Source organism: Bradyrhizobium archetypum (genome assembly GCF_013114835.1).
Taxonomy (GTDB): Bacteria; Pseudomonadota; Alphaproteobacteria; order Rhizobiales; family Xanthobacteraceae; genus Bradyrhizobium; species Bradyrhizobium archetypum.
On record NZ_JAAVLW010000003.1, the window covers coordinates 1 to 15629 of the forward strand.

17 protein-coding genes are annotated in these 15629 nt (G+C 63.8%); 12 read left to right on the forward strand and 5 right to left on the reverse strand.

All coding sequences use genetic code 11. The annotated features are described in order from the left end of the window. Both HCN50_RS08655 and HCN50_RS08660 read left to right on the forward strand, forming a co-directional pair. Positions 1-1133 (forward strand): xanthine dehydrogenase family protein molybdopterin-binding subunit (locus tag HCN50_RS08655; RefSeq protein WP_171709237.1); only part of this gene is annotated, 1133 nt, incomplete at its 5' end. Positions 1134-1497: 364 nt separating this feature from the next. Then, positions 1498-2595: an HD-GYP domain-containing protein gene (locus HCN50_RS08660; RefSeq protein WP_171709238.1), complete on the forward strand. Its 1098-nt coding sequence runs from the start codon at positions 1498-1500 to the stop codon at positions 2593-2595. A gap of 200 nt (positions 2596-2795) precedes the next feature. On the opposite strand, the gene HCN50_RS08665 is transcribed toward HCN50_RS08660, so the two are convergent. Continuing rightward, positions 2796-4379 (reverse strand): AMP-binding protein, encoded by a 1584-nt coding sequence (locus tag HCN50_RS08665; RefSeq protein WP_171709239.1) that lies wholly within the window; start codon positions 4377-4379, stop codon positions 2796-2798. A gap of 230 nt (positions 4380-4609) precedes the next feature. Beyond that, entirely contained in the window at positions 4610-4999 is a 390-nt protein-coding gene (locus tag HCN50_RS08670) for a VOC family protein (protein ID WP_171709240.1), read from the reverse strand. A gap of 149 nt (positions 5000-5148) precedes the next feature. On the opposite strand from HCN50_RS08670, the gene HCN50_RS08675 reads away from it, so the two are divergent. The 6 genes from HCN50_RS08675 to HCN50_RS08700 all read left to right on the forward strand — a co-directional run bounded on the left by HCN50_RS08675 (position 5149) and on the right by HCN50_RS08700 (position 8647). Continuing rightward, entirely contained in the window at positions 5149-6126 is a 978-nt protein-coding gene (locus tag HCN50_RS08675; protein ID WP_171709241.1) for a Bug family tripartite tricarboxylate transporter substrate binding protein, read from the forward strand. Between the two features lie 96 nt (positions 6127-6222). Next, on the forward strand, positions 6223-6465 hold the full coding sequence (locus tag HCN50_RS08680) for a DUF3551 domain-containing protein (RefSeq protein WP_235976906.1): 243 nt from the start codon (positions 6223-6225) through the stop codon (positions 6463-6465). 136 nt (positions 6466-6601) lie between these two features. Beyond that, positions 6602-7072, forward strand: a complete 471-nt coding sequence (locus HCN50_RS08685) for an ArsR/SmtB family transcription factor (protein ID WP_171709242.1) — start codon at positions 6602-6604, stop codon at positions 7070-7072. Next, positions 7072-7413, forward strand: a complete 342-nt coding sequence (locus tag HCN50_RS08690) for an SRPBCC family protein (protein ID WP_311967609.1) — start codon at positions 7072-7074, stop codon at positions 7411-7413. Before HCN50_RS08685 ends, HCN50_RS08690 begins: the two co-directional genes overlap by 1 nt. 15 nt (positions 7414-7428) lie before the next feature. Beyond that, complete coding sequence (locus HCN50_RS08695; protein ID WP_171709243.1) at positions 7429-8166, forward strand: DUF899 domain-containing protein; 738 nt, start codon at positions 7429-7431, stop codon at positions 8164-8166. A 118-nt stretch (positions 8167-8284) separates the two neighbouring features. After that, positions 8285-8647, forward strand: coding sequence for a DUF1428 domain-containing protein (locus HCN50_RS08700; RefSeq protein ID WP_171709244.1), 363 nt, complete (start codon positions 8285-8287; stop codon positions 8645-8647). Positions 8648-8743: 96 nt separating this feature from the next. Here HCN50_RS08700 and HCN50_RS08705 read toward each other — a convergent pair whose 3' ends face one another. After that, on the reverse strand, positions 8744-9865 hold the full coding sequence (locus HCN50_RS08705; protein WP_171709245.1) for an amino acid ABC transporter permease: 1122 nt from the start codon (positions 9863-9865) through the stop codon (positions 8744-8746). 3 nt (positions 9866-9868) lie between these two features. Then, entirely contained in the window at positions 9869-11056 is a 1188-nt protein-coding gene (locus HCN50_RS08710) for an amino acid ABC transporter permease (RefSeq protein WP_311967613.1), read from the reverse strand. A 98-nt stretch (positions 11057-11154) separates the two neighbouring features. On the opposite strand from HCN50_RS08710, the gene HCN50_RS08715 reads away from it, so the two are divergent. The 4 genes from HCN50_RS08715 to HCN50_RS08730 are packed head-to-tail and all read left to right on the forward strand — an operon-like array spanning position 11155 to position 15109. After that, complete coding sequence (locus HCN50_RS08715; protein ID WP_171709246.1) at positions 11155-12030, forward strand: MurR/RpiR family transcriptional regulator; 876 nt, start codon at positions 11155-11157, stop codon at positions 12028-12030. 5 nt (positions 12031-12035) lie between these two features. Beyond that, positions 12036-13385, forward strand: a complete 1350-nt coding sequence (locus HCN50_RS08720; RefSeq protein WP_171709955.1) for an aspartate aminotransferase family protein — start codon at positions 12036-12038, stop codon at positions 13383-13385. 12 nt (positions 13386-13397) lie between these two features. Further along, a complete protein-coding gene (locus HCN50_RS08725) occupies positions 13398-14411 on the forward strand; it encodes an amino acid ABC transporter substrate-binding protein (RefSeq protein WP_171709247.1) in 1014 nt (337 codons plus the stop codon). 56 nt (positions 14412-14467) lie between these two features. Further along, positions 14468-15109, forward strand: coding sequence for an aspartate/glutamate racemase family protein (locus tag HCN50_RS08730; protein ID WP_171709248.1), 642 nt, complete (start codon positions 14468-14470; stop codon positions 15107-15109). Here the strand turns inward: HCN50_RS08730 and HCN50_RS08735 are convergent, their stop codons facing one another. Then, positions 15110-15430, reverse strand: a complete 321-nt coding sequence (locus HCN50_RS08735) for a hypothetical protein (RefSeq protein ID WP_171709249.1) — start codon at positions 15428-15430, stop codon at positions 15110-15112. Positions 15431-15629: the final 199 nt, after the last annotated feature.

Consider the following 15629-nt stretch of genomic DNA (forward strand, 5'->3'; position numbering starts at 1 on the left):
TTGCGACGCGCACCGGGGCAATCGCGGCGGGAGCGGCCGGGATCGATCCCAAGTTCGTCGTGATGCACCAGATGTGGCTGGGCGGCGGCTTCGGCCGGCGGTTGGACGCCGACATGATGGTGCCTGCGGTGCAGGCGGCGAAGGCCGTCGGCAAGCCGGTCAAGGTGATCTATTCGCGCGAAAACGACATGACCATGGACTATTCGCGTCCGCTGACCTTCCAGAAGGTGAAGGCGGGCCTGGATGGTGACGGCAAGCTGATCGCGCTCAACCACGACGTGGTCTCGGCCTGGCCGACCGCGCGCTGGGGAATCCCCGATTTCCTGACGCCATCGGTCGACAAGAAGGGGCCGCTCGACTCGTTCACCGTGAACGGGGCAGACTTCTTCTATTCCGTGCCCAATCACAATGTCCGCGCGATCAAGAACGAGCTGGCGCACACCGCCACGCCGTCCGGGCAGTTGCGCTCGGTGGCGCCGGGCTGGACGTTCTGGGCGGTCGAAAGCATGATCGACGAGATTGCGCACGCGACCGGCCAGGATCCCGCGCAGTACCGCATCGCGCTACTGGATGGCAAAGGCAAGAACGACGGCGGCGCGCAACGGCTGCGCAACACCTTGCTGGCGGCGATGGGCATGGCCGGCTACGGCACCACCAAGGTGCCGAAGGGCGAGGGCATGGGCATCGCCTGCGTCTCGTCGCAGGAACGGGCAACCGCAAGCTGGACCGCCTGCGTGGCTCATGTCGCGGTCGCTCCATCCGGCGAAGTCAAGGTCAAGAAATTGACCGTGGCTACCGACGTCGGCATGCAGGTGCATCCCGACAACATCCGCGCCCAGGTCGAGGGCGCGGCGCTGTGGGGCCTTTCGCTCGCCATGTATGAGAAGGCGACGCTGAAGGATGGCGGTATCGAACAGACCAATTTCGATACCTATACACCGTTGCGGATGAGCCAGACGCCGGAGGTCGCCGTCAACGTTATCGCCAACGGCGACAAGCCGACCGGCGTCGGCGAGCCGGCGGTGACCGTCGTCGCGCCTGCGATCGGCAACGCCATCTTCAACGCCTGCGGCGCGCGCATCCGCTCGTTGCCGATCACGGCGGAAGCGGTGAAGGCCGGCATGAAGGCGTAAGGTAAGCGTGATTGGTTGATGACAAACAATCCGCCGGGGGCGATGCCTCCGGCGGATTTTTTCTATGCCACCGTCGTCATGCCCCGCGCGCGCGGGCCATCCAGTACGCAGCGGCGGTGCCGTTTCCACGCCCGTCACGGCGTACTGGATCATCCGCTGGAGCCTGTCATCGGGCTCGCGTTCGCGCGACCCGGTGGCGGATGATGACGACCGCGGGATGCCGCGAGTGCGGCGCATCACGAACGAGGTCACTAAAATTTTAGCATTTATAGTAGCTCGCATTCACGATGCCTCTTAAGCCCCGGGGAACTCCTTATCCGCTAGCCTCGGTTGCACGTCATCACCGCTAGGGGTCCGGGGTTTCATGACATCGGCAGCCAACAAGACTTCGACCAAGCGCCGGCTGTTGCTGGCTTCGGATCGGAGCGATCAGAGCAGCGAGCTCGCCAGCATTCTGCGGTCCGTCGGTCAGGTCGACACCATCGCGACATCAGACATCCCCGACGCCCCGGAACGCGATCTCGCGGGCATCGTGGTCGACATCAATTTGCGTTCCGCCGAGAGCGTGCAGTTGGTGCGCAACAAGCTGCGGGCCGAGGCCTATCGCGAGATGCCGCGCCTGTTCGTGCTCGCGGACGCGCTTCATCACGGCTCGATGCAGGCTTGGGCGCTCGGTGCCACCGATACCATTGCGCGGCCGTTCGACGCACAGGGAATTCTGCAGCGGATCCGCGCCGCGTTTCCGGACAGCGATGGATATGACGACACCGATCGCGGCAAGGCCCTCAACAGGGGCGTCGAGGCGGCGCATGCCGTGATGGTCAAGATCTTCGAAAAGCTCCCGGCCGGCGTCCCCCTGAAATTCAGCGACATCGTCGAGGCCGAGAGCAAGATTCTCAAGGCAATCAAGCATTCGTCCTTGCGCGAATGGTTGACCACGGTCGGCTGCCATCACACCGGCAGCTACCGCCATTGTCTCTTTGTCACCGGCTTTGCAGTGGCGTATGCGCAGCACCTTGGCATGCGCGAGGACGACCAGCGCCGTCTTGCCCGCGCCGCCCTTCTGCACGACGTCGGCAAGGCGTTCATTCCGGTGGCGATCCTGGACAAGCCGGGCCCGCTGACGCTGGAAGAGATGGAAGAGATGCGCCAGCATCCGCGCCGCGGCTATGACGCGCTGTTCGTGCAAGGCGGTTTCCCGCCCGAAATGCTCGACGTGGTGCTGCACCATCATGAGTATCTCGACGGCACCGGCTATCCCAACGGCCTGAGCGGCAAGCAGATCAGCGACATCGTGCGGCTGACCACGATCGTGGATATCTATGCGGCGCTGGTCGAGAAGCGCGCCTACCGGCTGCAGTTCACGCATGCCAAGGCGTTCGGCATGATGGAAGAAATGGGCGACAAGCTCGACCAGCATCTGCTGCACGCCTTCCGCCCGGTGGCGTTCGGGTATTATTGATTTTCCTTCTCCGTCGTTCCGGAGCAATGCGCAGCGTTGAACCCGGAACCTCGAGATTCTCAGGTGCCAGTTCGAGGTGAATTGAAGGGATTGCGTAGGCTGGGCAAAAGGAGCGTCAGCGACGTGCCCACCGTTCCTTGCGCCGTTGTTGCCGCGGGAGGGTAGGCACGCTTCGCTTTGCCCACTCTATGATTGCGTGCTCAGCCTTCCAGCATCTTCCTCAACTCTGCTTTCGCCACCTTCTCCAGCGTCGAGCGCGGCATGTCGTCGACGAAGTGAATCTCGCGCGGCACCTTGAAGTCGGCGAGGCTGTTGCGGCAGGCGGCCATCACGGCGTCATGCAGATCGGGCGGCGCATCCTTGACGCCGGCCTGCGGAATGATGAACACCACCGGCACCTCATCCAGCATCGGATGCTTCTTCGCCACCACGGCGGCCTCGCGCACGCCCGGTACCACCGCGATCACCTGTTCGATCTCGGAGGCTGCGACATTCTCGCCGCCCACCTTGAGCATGTCCTTGGTGCGATCGCCGAATTTGATAAAGCCGTTCTCCAGCAGCGTGACGCGGTCGCCGGTGATGAAATAGCCGTGCTCGTCAAAACTTTCGCGCGTGGCCTTTTCATTGTGCAGATATTCGGCAAACAGCGACAGGCCGGGAATGCCCTTGATCAGGAGATTGCCGGTGCCGCCGACTTCAGTCGGCCCGCCGTCGTCCTCGACGATGCGGATCTGGTATTCCGGCGCGGCGCGGCCGACCGACATTGGGGTGTTGGGCTGGTCGACCTCGCCGACGATGCCGTGGGTGATGGTCTCGGTCATGCCCCACCAGCCGATGATCTTGACGCCGAAGGCGGCAAACGGCGGTGGCTCGGATACCGCGGTGCCCCACAGCCGGAATTTGTGGCTCTTCGGAATCTCGTGCTCCAGCAGCGCCTTCATGCAGAACGGAATCGTCGAGGTCCAGGTGCAGTTGTGTTCCAGAGCGACGCTCCAGAAGCGGCTGGCGGAAAAGCGCGGCTGGATCACGCAGGACGCGCCGACCCACAGCGCCGCCAGCATTGAATAGGCCAGCGCATTGGTATGGAACAGCGGCAGATAGGTCTGGTGCACGTCGCCCGCGTGCAGGTCTTCATGCACGGCGTTGATCTTGGCGCCCCACAGCGCATTGGCGTGCGTCCACAACACCGCCTTCGGACGCGACGTCGTGCCTGAGGTGTATTGCACGCTGCACGGCGCGAACGGGTCAGTCGCCCGCCGCGGCCGATCGGCACCGTCGGCGAAGAGCTGCTCGAAACGGTCGCCGCGCGATACGCTTTGCGCAGGCGCGCTGCCGGCGTCATGCGAGATCACGGCGATCCAGCGCAAGTCCCGGCAATTGGCCGAGATCAGTTCGGCATAAGCGGGCTGGGTGATGGCGGCCACCGCGCCGCAATGGCCGGCGAAATACTCCATCTCGGCTGCCGCCGAGCGGGTGTTGGTGGTGACCGCGATGGCGCCGAGTTCGACGCAGGCAAACCAGGCGAGCATCGCCTCGATGCAATTGTCGAGATGGATCAGCACGTAGTCGCCGGGCTTCACGCCCCGCTTAACGAGACCGGCAGAAAGGGCACCGACGCGCTCGTGAAATTCGCCATAGGACCATCTTTGCGCGGGACCCTCGAACGGCGCCCAGATCAGGAATGGATGATTGCGGCGGCTCTCGGCGCGCATCCGCAGCAGCCAGGGCACGTCGAGGCCCGCGAACGGTCCGACAATGCCCGGCGCTGGCTGTGAAAACGACATGATTCCTCCCATGCGGCCTTTACGGCGGCCTTGGATTTGCTTGGGAGTAGTTCTGCCATCGGATGGCGCCCGGGGCAAATCGGGAATTGCGGGGTTCTCTCCCCGTCATTGCGAGTGAAGCGAAGCAATCCATAGCTCCCACGGGGACAGTGTGGATTGCTTCGTCGCTTCGCTCCTCGCAATGACTGGGAGGGGGTGCCTTACTTCACATCACCCTCATACGACGAAATCTAAATCAGGCTCCCATCCGGATCCCGGCAATAGACCGAGCGCAGCGTGCCGCGGGCGCCTTGCCTCGCCACCGGGCCTTCCTCGATCGCAACGCCGTTGGCCTTCAGATGCGCCACGACCTCGTCCGGCGTGCTCGACGTCAGGAAACACAAATCGTCGCTGCCGGCGGTTTCGTGGTCGGCCGTGAACCACTCGACCTTGTCGGCGTCGCGTGGCCGCACGTTGATCTTCTGGTTACCAAACACCAGCGAGGTCCGCGGCGTTTTGCCCGGGCCTGGATCGAATACCTTGACCTCCATGCCGAGGATCTTGCGGTACCACTCGGCGGAACGCGCCACGTCGGACACGTTGATGACGAGGTGGTCGAGAGCGTTAACCCTGACGGACATGCCTTATCCTTTCGTCGCGGTCGGAGACGTTGCGCCGCACTGGCCGCATCTGACTTTGTTTGTTACAACGCGGCCCGCGTTCGGTTCAATAGAACCGAGCCCTAATAGAAACGGACCGGGCCTGAACCCGGCCTCCAAGGAGAAGCTTTATGATTTCACGTCGCACCGCGATTTGTCTGGCCGTCATCGGCCTTTCCACGGCCGCTTCGATCGGCAGCGTTTCGGCGGCGGATTATCCGACCCGGCCGGTGAAATGGGTCGTCGGATATCCGCCGGGTGGCGCGACCGACATCATTGCGCGCCTGATCGGCCAGCGGCTTTCCGAGCGGCTCGGCCAGCAATTCGTGATCGAAAACAAGCCGGGCGCCGGCAACAATATCGCCACTGAATCGGTGATCAATGCCGAGCCTGACGGCTATACGCTGCTGCTGGTCAATCCCGCCAACTACATCAATGCCACGCTCTACGCCAATCTGAAGTTCAACCTGGTGCGCGATCTTGCGCCGGTTGCGGCGTTCAACCGCGTGCCGAACGTGATGACCGTAAACAAGGACGTGCCAGCCAAGACGGTCGCCGAGTTCATCGCCTATGTGAAGGCCAATCCCGGCAAGGTGAACCTGGCGTCATCCGGCAATGGCACCTCCGTGCATCTGTCGGGCGAGATGTTCATGGCGATGACGGGCGCCAAGATGCAGCACGTGCCCTATCGCGGCGCGGCGCCTGCAATCACCGATCTGCTCGGCGGCCAGGTCCAGGTGATCTTCGACAACATGCCTTCCATCCTCCAGCATGTGCGCGCGGGCTCGGTGCGGGCGCTAGCGGTCACCAGCGCGGCGAAATCGCCGCTGCTGCCTGACGTGCCGACCCTTGCCGAAACCGTTCCGGGTTACGAGGCGAGCGCGCTGTTCGGCATGGGAGCCCCGAAGAATACGCCCAAGGAAGTCATTGCCAAGCTGAACAAGGAGATCAACGAGATCCTCGCCGAACCGGCGATCAAGGCCAAGCTGGTCGATCTCGGCGGTGAACCGCTGATCGGCACGCCGGAGGCGTTCGGTGCGATGATCGTGGCCGAGACCGAGAAGTGGAAGAAAGTGATCGAGGAAGCCAAGGTCGAGAAGGTGCAGTGATCTACCTCACGGAACCTCGGCGCGGCCGCCGTGTTTTATGGCAAAGGCGACGCGGCTTTTGCGTTACGTGAAGGAGACAAAATGATGCGCAATGCAATGTTAGCACTATTGGCGCTGTCGGCGGCGACAGTCGCTACTGCCGCCGGCAGCTCGCCGGCGGCGGCCTACGATTATCCCTACTGCCTGCAGGGTCGCGGCATCGGCATTCCCGGTGATTGCTCCTATGCCTCCTATGAGCAGTGCCTGGCAGCGGCCTCCGGTCGGGCGCTCTACTGTAATATCAATCCGCGCGTAGCCTTCGGACAACAGCAGCGGATGCGCATTTATCGGGATTATTGATCGAGCCCGGGAGTTTCTTTCTTTTCCCCGGATGGCCGGACTGATCCGGCCGTCCGGACTTCCGTCGTCAGAGCTCTCAAACAGGTGATGCAAACGCCGGCTTGACGGCGTTTTGTTTGCCTCTATACTAAACCACATGGTTAAGTATCACGAAGATGCCCTCGATCGCACCTTTGCCGCGCTGTCCGATCCGACCAGGCGCGCGCTGCTGGCGCGGCTGGAGAATCGCGAAAGCCTGTCGGTCAGCGAACTGGCGCAGCCGTTTTCGATGTCGCTGCCGGCTGTCATGAAGCATCTCGACGTGCTGTCGGACGCCGGCCTGATAGCGCGAGAAAAGACCGGCCGCACGGTGTCGTGCCGGTTGACCGCCCAGCCGATGGAGCAGGCGATGGATTGGCTCAATCGCTACCGGCGCTTCTGGTCCGACGCGCTCGACCGCCTTGCCGCTTTTGTGGAGGAAGACCCATGGCCACCCAGTCAAGCCTTGCCAAGCACGACGCTATCAGCGATGCCGATCTCGCCGCGCGCCCAAGCCTCACGCTCACGCGCCGGTTCAGCGCAGCGCCGGAAAAAGTCTACGCCGCGTGGGCCGACCCGGAAAAGCTAGTGCAATGGTTCGGCCCTGCCTCGGTTGAGGAGGGCTCGGTGAAGGCCGACATCGACCTGCGCGTCGGCGGCCGCTACCGCATCAGCTTCCGCGCCGACGGCAGTTACAACGAGGTCGGCGGCATCTATCGCGAGGTCGTGCCGAACCGGCGGCTAGTGTTTAGTTGGGCATGGCATTCCACGCCTGAGCGGGAATCGCTGGTGACCATTTCGATCAAGCCGGAAGGCAGCGGTTCGCTGCTGGTCTTCCATCACGCGCAGTTTGTCGATGAAAAAGCGCGCGACAATCACCAGCGCGGCTGGACCGAATTCCTTGGCAAGCTTGAAAGCTACCTGGCCTGAACAAAGGAGCCGCCCATGCAACTGCATCCCGTCGCGTCCCGCGAGGAATGGATCGCAGCCCGCAAGGCCCACCTTGCGCGTGAGAAGGAGTACACCAGGATGCGCGAGCGTCTCAGTGAAGAGCGCCGCGCGCTACCGTGGGTCAGGGTGGAGAAGAACTATTTGTTCGACCGGCCCGGCGGCAAGGTGTCGCTCGGCGAGCTGTTCAACGGGCGCAGCCAGCTCGTCGTGCAGCATTTGATGTTCGCGCCGGATTGGAACGAGGCCTGCAAGAGCTGCTCGTTCTGGGCCGACGGGTTCGAGCGCATGATCCCGCATCTGGCCGCTCGCGACACCACGATGGTCGCGATCTCGCGCGCGCCGCTGCAAAAACTCGCCGCGTTCAAGCAGCGGATGGGCTGGACTTTTGACTGGCTGTCGTCCGGCGGCAACGAATTCAACTACGATTTTGGAGTTTCGTTCACGCCCGAGCAGCTCAAGTCAGGCGGCACGCTTTACAATTTCGGAACCACGCCATTTGGCGGCGAAGAAGCGCCAGGGATCAGCGTGTTCTATCGCGACGAGACAGGGAATATCTTCCACACCTATTCCTGCTACGCGCGCGGCCTCGACATGATGAACGCCGCCTATCATTATCTCGACCTGACCCCGCTCGGGCGTCAAGAGGAAGGCCTGCCCTATCCGATGGACTGGGTGCGGCTACGTGACCAATACCAGCCCGCGCCAGTTCAGGCATCCTGTTGTCATAGCTGAAAGCGCCTGATCGTCATTGCGAGGAGCGCAAGCGACGAAGCAATCCATCTTCCTTGGCGGCCCGATGGATTGCTTCGCTTCGCTCGCAATGACGACGACAATGACACGAGGAATCCGCATGCCCTACGTCGATGGCTTTATCGTCGCCGTGCCGAAGAAAAATCTTGAGGCCTATGCCCGCCTGTCAAAAAAAGCCGGCAAGGTCTGGCGCGAACATGGTGCGCTCGACTATCGCGAATGGGTCGCCGACGACGTCAAGGTCGGCAAGTTCACGTCGTTTCCACGTGCCGTGAAGCTCAAGCCGGGCGAAACCGTCGTGTTCGCCTGGATCACCTACAAGTCGCGCGCCCAGCGCGACAAGATCAACGCCAAGGTGATGGCTGATCCCAGGCTCAGCGAGATGATGGATCCGAAATCGAAGCCGCCGTTCGACGGCAAGCGGATGATCTATGGCGGGTTCGAAAGCCTCGTGAAGGTGTAGCCGCAAGGGCGTCTCCGGACGTCCGTGTGGGGGCGCTGATTGTCGCCGGCACCGCTTCAAGGACCGAAGGCGCAGACCGTCCACATATGTCGGCCGTCAGCTCCGCCGGGTCTGCGCCTCCAGGCCGCGGCTGTAGCGCGACATCGCGAAGCAGAACAGGAAGTAGATCAGCGCCACGAACAGGTAGACTTCAACGCTGAACGGCTGCCAGGCGGGATCGATGATCGATGTCTTTGCCGTCGTCAGCAGGTCGAAGATGCCGATGATCAGCACCAGGCTGGTATCCTTGAAGAACGCGATGAAGGTGTTCACCAGCGGCGGAATCACGTGGCGGATCGCCTGCGGCAGGATGATCAGGCCGTTCTTCTTCCAGTAGGAGAGCCCGAGCGCGTCGGCTGCGTCGTGCTGCCCCCTAGGCACCGCCTGCAGCCCGCCGCGGATGACTTCGGCAAGATAGGCGCCGGCAAACAGCACGAATGCAATCTGCGCCCGCAGCAGCTTGTCGATATTGACGCCTTCGGGCATGAACAGCGGAAACATGACGCTCGCCATGAATAGCAGGCTGATCAGGGGAACGCCGCGGATCAATTCGACATAGAGCACGCAGAGCGAGCGGATCGCAGGAAGTTTGGAGCGGCGGCCCAGCGCCACAACGATCCCGAGCGGGAAGCCGAAGGCGAGCCCGAACGTCGCCAGGATCAGCGTCACCGGCAGTCCGCCCCAGCGGTCCTGCGACACGTAGGTCAACCCGAAGGTACCGCCCCACATCAGAACGCCGATCAGCGCCAGCGCGGCGGCCCAGATCAGCAGCAGTTCCTTGCGCCACCAGCTCCGCCGGGTCGACACAAAGAACAGCGCGATGAATGTCAAGCACACCAGCGCGGGCCGCCATTGCTCATTGAACGGATAGGTGCCGAACAGGATGAAGCGGTATTTTTCAGGGATCACGGCCCAGCAGGCGCCGAGCCCGCGGACCGAGCGGCATGCGCCGGTCTGGTCGCCGGGGACGGACCAGACCGCATTCCAGTAACCCCATTGCACCAGGCTGATCAGCGCCTTGCCGAGCAGCACGACGAGGATCACGGTGATGAGCGAGGATGTGACCGAGGCGAACAGGTTGGCGCGCAACCAGCGGATGACGGCGCCGCCCGGCGTCTTGCGGGATCGTGCGCCGCCGAACGGCAGCGGATTTTGCGGCGCCTCGGAGATCGACGTCATCGGTCAGCGCTCCACCAGCGCGATGCGCGCATTGTACCAGTTCATCAACAGGCTGATGCCGAGGCTGATCGACAGGAACACCATCATGATCAGCGCGATGGCTTCGATGGCCTGGCCGGTCTGGTTCAGCGTGGTGTTGGCGATCGAGACGACGTCCTGGTAGCCGACCGCAACGGCCAGCGAGGAATTCTTGGTGAGGTTCAGGTACTGGCTGGTCATCGGCGGAATGATCACACGCAGCGCCTGCGGCAGCACGATACGCTGAAGCACGAAGCTGCGGCGCAGGCCGAGCGCGCTGGCCGCATCCCATTGTCCGCGGGGCACGGCCTGGATGCCGCTGCGTACGATCTCGGCGATGAAGGCCGAGGTGTAGGTGACGAGCGCGATCAGCAGCGCGAAATATTCCGGCGCCAGCGTCAGCCCGCCGACGAAATTGAAGCCGCGCAATTCCGGCATCGTGATGGTCCAGGATGCACCGAGACCAAACGACACCAGCGCCGGCAATCCAGCGATGAGCGCCAGCGCGTAGGGCCAGAGATGGCGCACTTTGCCGTCGGCCTCTTGCCGCGCCATCAGGTGCCGTCGCAGCACGAACAGCGCGATCAGTCCGCCGATCAGAGCCGCGATAACCCAGAGATTTGCCTCCGTGATCGGAATCGCGGGCAGCACCAGCCCTCTGTTCGAAAGAAAGATGCCTTCGATCGGCTTCCACGCGGCCCGCGCCGCCGGGAGGCCCTGCATCAGCACGTACCAGAACAGGAGCTGCAGCAGGAGCGGAATGTCGCGCAGCAGTTCGACGTAGACGGCGGCGAGCCGCGACAACAGCCAGTTCGACGACAGCCGCGCGATGCCGACCAGCGTGCCGAGCCCGGTCGCCAGCACAATGCCGATCACGGCGACGCGCAGCGTATTGACGATGCCGACGATGAAGGCGCGAACGTAAGGATCCCTCGGGCTGTAGGCGAGCCAGGTGTCCGTGATCGGCATTCCGGCCTCGCGGCCGAGAAAAGCGAAACCGGTCGAAATCCGCCGTGCCGACAGATTGTGCAGGGCGTTCGACCACAGGAATGCGATGATCGCGACCGCGATCCCGACCACCACGACCTGCCAGAGAAGTCCGACGATCTGCTGGCGACTGAGCGAGAAGCGCAATTGCCTGCGGCGGCGGAGTTCGGACCCGGATGTCGTCACAGCGCAAGGATCCTTCTGCCAACAGCGATCTTCGGCCATGCGCCGGAGGGCGCGTTTCATATGTTGCATCAAAACACAAAATATGCAACATTTGTTTCATGGCGCAACCGCAACCGAAATCCTCGCCGCTTAACGAATTGTGCAGCGCGTTGCCAACGCTTCCGGCGCGGCTGCAGCAGGTTGGGCGCTTCGTCGCCGCCAATGATTACGATGCCACCACGCGTTCGATGCGCGATCTGGCCGCCGAGGCCGGCGCCGATCCCGCCGCTTTCACGCGTCTGGCGAAGGCGCTCGGCTATTCCGGATGGGACGAGTTGCGCGCCGCGTTGACCGAGGCGCGCCGGCCGGCGCAGGCGCAGCCCTTCTCAGCCCGCACCCGCGGCGGCCGCAAGGGTCCTCATGCCGAAACCTCGCTGGTTGCCGACAAGTTGGAGGCTGAGGCGGCGGGCCTTGCGCGCATTTCCACCGGCTCGGTGGCCGACGCAGCCAAGGCCCTGCATGCCGCGCGACGAATTTGGATCGCCGGCTTTCGAAGCTGCCGCAGCGTGGCCGAATTGCTCAATTATCAGCTCCGACTGTTCCGTTCCGATGAGGTGCAGCTGGTCGGCGGCTCCGGTCCGGAAGATCTCGACCTTGGGGCGTTTCAGCGCGGCGATGCGGTCGTAGTCATCGGCTTTGCGCCCTATTCCAGGGCCAGCGTGCTGTCGGCGCGGGCCGCTCACGATTCCGGCGCCACGCTGGTTGCGATTGCCGATGCGATCGCCGCGCCGATGGCGGAGGGCGCCGATCATTTGCTGCTCTACGAAGCCGCCGCATCGCCCGGATTTTTCCCGAGCCTGACCGGAGCCATCGCCATCGCGCAGTCGCTGGCGGCGGTCACCTTCGTGCTCGGCGGTGCCAGGGCAAAGCGCCGGCTTGAAGAGACCGAGGGCCGGCTCGCTGCGATGTCGCAATATGTTGCCGAGAAAGGTTGACCGTGATGAGAGCCAGCAAGAGCCGGGTGCTGCATCGAAGCCTGCGCGAAACCCCTCCCAAGGCGATCGGCGGCGAAGGCGTCTGGCTGATCGCCGAGGACGGCCGGCGGATCCTCGATGCGTCCGGCGGCGCTGCCGTCTCCTGCCTCGGCCACCAGCATCCGCGCGTACTCGAGGCGATGTCACGCCAGGCTTCCAAGCTCGCTTATGCCCATACCGCCTTCTTCTCGTCGGAGCCGGCCGAGGCGCTGGCGGACAAGCTCGTTGGCCATGAGCCCGGCGGGCTTGCTTACGCGTATCTGGTCAGCGGTGGCTCGGAAGCGGTCGAGGCCGGCATCAAGCTGGCGCGGCAATATTTCATCGAGATCGGCCAGCCGCAGCGCCGGCACTTCATCGCGCGCCGCCAGAGCTATCACGGCAATACGCTCGGAGCGCTGGCGGCCGGCGGCAACGCCTGGCGCCGCGAGCCTTACGCCCCGCTACTGTCATCCGCCTTCAGCCATGTGACGCCGGCCTTCGCCTATCACGAAAAACGCGACGGCGAATCCGAGACAGATTTCGTCAGCCGTCTGGCGGCCGAACTCGAGGAGGAATTCCAGCGCCTCGGCCCGGAGAACGTGGCGGCGTTCATCGCCGAGCCGGTCGTGGGTGCGACCGCCGGCTGCGTGCCGGCGCCGGAAGGATATTTCCGCGCCGTCCGCGAGATCTGCGACAGCTACGGCGCGCTCGTCATTTTCGACGAAGTAATGTGCGGCATGGGCCGCACCGGCACGTTGCATGCCTGGGAGCAGGAAGGCATCGCGCCTGACATCCAGGCGATCGCCAAGGGGCTTGGCGGTGGCTATCAGCCGATCGGCGCCATGCTTGCGAGCGGGCGCATCGTCGATGCCGTCCGCGACGGCTCGGGCGCGTTCCAGCACGGCCATACCTATCTGGCCCATCCGATGGCCTGCGCTGCGGCGCTCGAGGTGCAGCGCGTGATCGACGCTGAGCAATTGCTCGACCGGGTCAAGAAGCTCGGCAGTCAGCTCGAGCGGCGGCTGACCGAGCGCTTCGGCAATCACCGGCATATCGGCGATATCAGGGGCCGCGGTCTGTTCCAGGCTATCGAGCTCGTCGCCGATCGTCCCACCCGCGCGCCGTTCGATCCCGCGCTGAAGCTGCATCAACGCGTCAAGGCGATCGCCTTCGAAGGCGGCCTTGGCTGCTATCCCGCGGGCGGGACCGTCGACGGCCGCAGCGGCGATCATGTCCTGCTCGCGCCGCCCTATATCGCGACGTCGGACAATATCGACATGATCGTCGATCGCCTGGGCCAGGCGGTCGACAGCGCCTTGAAAAGTGTAGGTCATTAGCAGGAGGGCAGTATGAAGTGGATCGTCATCGCTACAGGCTTACTCGCCGCGTCGGGCTGGATGGCAGAAGCCGCGACGCTGGATACCGTCAAGCAGCGCGGCATGCTGGTATGCGGCGTCAGCATCGGTTTTGCCGGTTTCTCGACACCGGACTCGCAAGGCAACTACAAGGGCCTCGACGTCGACTATTGCCGCGCGCTGGCGGCCGGCGTGCTCGGCGATCCCAAGAAAGTGCGATACGTCGCGCTCACGGCGCAGAACCGCTTCACCGCCCTGCAATCGGGCGAAATCGACGTACTCTACCGCAATTCGACCCAGACCTATCTGCGCGGCACAACGCTCGGGCTGCGGCAGGGCCCGGTCAATTTCTATGATGGCCAGGGATTCGTCGTGCGCGCTGATGCCGGCGTGAAGAGCCTCAAGGACCTGAACGGTGCCACCGTCTGCGTCGCGCAGGGCACGACCCACGAGGTCACGCTCGGCGATTACGGCCGCGCCAATGGCATCGATTGGAAGCCATTGGTGTTCGACCGCACCGACACGATGTACCAGACATTCTTCGGCGGCCGCTGCGATGCCATGACCCAGGATGCCTCGGCCCTGGCCGGCGCGGTCACGACGGCGGCCTCGAATCCCGCCGACTACACCGTGTTGCCGCAGACGATCAGCAAGGAGCCGCTCGGCCCGTTCACCCGCAATGGCGACGAGGCGTGGACCGACATCATCGCCTGGCTGCACTATGGCCTGATCGAGGCTGAAGAACTCGGCGTCACCGCTGCCAATGCCGACGAGATGGCGAAGTCCTCCAGCGTGCCGGCGATCCAGCGGCTGCTCGGCACGTCAGGCGAGCTCGGATCGCGGCTTGGCCTCGACAACAACTGGATGCTGCAGGCGATCAAGGCGAGTGGTAATTACGGCGAAATCTTTGAGCGCAACGTCGGTAAGTCGAGCCCGTTGAAGCTCGATCGCGGCCTTAACGCGACCTGGAACAAGGGCGGCCTGATGTATGCGCTGCCGTTCAAGTAGTGAGACGTGCGGCGCGGCAGGTTGACACACCTCGCGCGGTAGGCAGAGGGACCCGCATGCGCATAGCCCTGATCCACGCCCTGAAACACTCGATTGTGCCGATCGAGGCCTCGTTCGCGAGGCATTGGCCGGACGTGCGCCTGATGAATCTGCTCGACGACAGCCTCTCGGCCGATCTGGCGCGCGAGGGCGGGCTGACCGAGGCGATGACCGAACGCTTCCTGCGGCTTGGGCGTTATGCGGCAGGCACCGGATCGGATGCGATCCTGTTCACCTGCTCGGCGTTCGGCCCCTGCATCGAAGCGGTCGCGCGTGCGCACGCGCCGATGCCGGTGCTCAAGCCGAACGAGGCGATGATCGAGCAGGCCGCCGCGCGGGGTAAGAAGATCGGGTTGCTGTCGACGTTTCCGCCGACGCTCGCTTCCATGCCGCGGGAATTTCCGCCGTCGATCGAGCTGGTGCCGAAACTGGCGGACGGCGCGCTGGGCGCGCTCGATCGCGGCGACCGCGCGACCCATGATCGCCTGGTCGTGGAAGCATCCAAGGACCTGCGCGACTGCGACCTGATCGCGCTCGCCCAGTACAGCCTGGCACCGGCCGCGGCTGGGGTCGCTGAGGCAACCGGGCGGCCGGTCCTCACCACGCCCGACAGCGCGGTGCTGAAGCTGAAGAAGATGCTGGGTGCCGGGCCGGACTAGCTAGGCTTCTTTCGCCTTAGCCGGCTTCTTCGAAGGCTTCTTCGCCGCCGCAGCCGCCGCTTCTTCGGCCGCGTTCCGGATCGCCCGCGCGTAGCTGTCGGCGGTGTTTTGCGCCGAATTCTGCAGCCGCCTGGCCGCGGCCGTGCCGAGCTCCATCGTGCTCCTGGCGATCAGCCGGAATTGGTTCCGGGTGTCCTTGTCCTTGGACTTGGCGGCGCGGGCCATGATCTGGTCGCGCCGTTTCTTGACGGCGGCCATCAGGGCCTTGTTCTGCGTCTTTGCGATTTGCCGGATGACGACGTCGAGATCGGCTTCAGCCATGATAGGTCACTCTTAGCGCACCATGCCGTTCCGCATGGTGCGGGGAATCATTGGCGCGTCGCGTTTGAAGGATAGGCGCCATTGTGTCGCCGCGGCGCCGTCATTTCAAGCGCCGATTCTCGCATCGTACGCCGCCGACTATTCGCGCAACCCGATAACAGTAGATTAACGGTGTATTGGTAGAAATCCTCAACCAACA